Here is a 1267-nt window from a genome sequence, read left to right as displayed (position 1 = left end):
ACCCGCGGGGCCGGGTGGCGTGTTCTTTGCGTATGGCGGCCATCATGTTTTTGACCGCGGTATATGACACAGCCCGTCGGCTGCCGTCGTTGGCCATCAGGCGCTGGCATGCTTCTTCCAGGATTGGTTTGTTGCCGTGTTTGCCCATCGACAGCACGTTTCTACAGGACTGGTACGCCTGGGCCGGGATGGCTTTCGCCGCGATGAGTTCTTCGATGACCTTGCGTGTTGCCGGGCCGGTTTTGCTGGCTTCGCGATAAAAGTAGTCGCTTGTCCACAGTCCACGGGTGGAGTCCATTCCAGATGGAATGTGCTCGTAGTCAGTGACATAGGCCCCACGCTTATGCGAAACCTGGTGGGTTGCCACGGTTGTCCCCTGGTCAAAGACGGTCAAGACCTGGCCGGTGATGCGCACATCGACAGTGCGGCCAACAAGCTGGTGCGGAACGGAGTAGCGCACCGTTGCAACCGTGATATGGAAATCCGGGGCTACTTTCGCACGCTTCCACTCGGTATGTTGCCACGGGGTTGCCGGCAGGTCAGCAAGGAGATGCTGCTCGTGTGCTTCGAAGAGATCCCTGCGGCTTGACTGCTGACTGCGAAACGGCACGGAGGTGTTGATCGCATCGACTAAGCCCACAATCTTTCCGTTGAGCTCATCTAAGTCAACACACTGGTGGTCTTCAAGGGCGTGGATGATCTTGTGCGTGACGATCTTTACCGCAGCTTCCACATTTGCTTTATCCTTCGGCCGACGCGCGCGTGTGGGAAGTGCTGCTGTGTTGTAGTGCTCCAAGAACTGCTGGTAGGTGTCGTTGACCTTCCGATTCCTATCGGCAGTGCTGATTGCGTTTGATGCCGTCGACGCGTTATCGGGGACAACAACCTGGCAGACCCCACCGAAGTAGTCAAACGCTTGGCGGTGTGCATCAAGCCAGGACTGTTGCCGCTGGTCAACACACGCACAAGCAAACAGCATTCCTGAATACGGCAGCGAAGCGACGAAAATGCTGACTTTCGCACCCGGTGTGCCCGCAGGGTCGTACAGGCGCATCTTGTTCCCTGCCCAGTCCACCTGCATCGTATGCCCTGGTGCATGGGTGATCCGGGCGGTAAGCCCGGCCGCATCGACATGGGAGGCAACCAGCTGGCGGAACCGGTCGTAGCTGTAATGACGCTGGCCCGGCTGGGTGGGGGTGGTGGTGTAGCGAGCCCACAATACTTGCAGTGTCTGCTTCACACGCCCTGTGCGTGCTTTGACGACCGC

General features: G+C 58.6%; 1 protein-coding gene. It reads right to left on the bottom strand.

Features of this window, described 5'->3' with window-relative positions; genetic code table 11:
- A partial coding sequence (istA, locus tag HMPREF2912_RS01550; RefSeq protein ID WP_246816448.1) for an IS21 family transposase occupies positions 1-1240 on the bottom strand: 1240 nt, incomplete at its 3' end.
- Between the last annotated feature and the right edge of the window lie 27 nt (positions 1241-1267).

Origin of the sequence: Corynebacterium sp. HMSC056E09 (assembly GCF_001813425.1) — a bacterium.
Classification (GTDB): domain Bacteria; phylum Actinomycetota; class Actinomycetes; order Mycobacteriales; family Mycobacteriaceae; genus Corynebacterium; species Corynebacterium hesseae.
Note: the sequence above shows the minus strand (reverse complement) of the source record. Positions and strands in the feature narration are given on the sequence as shown.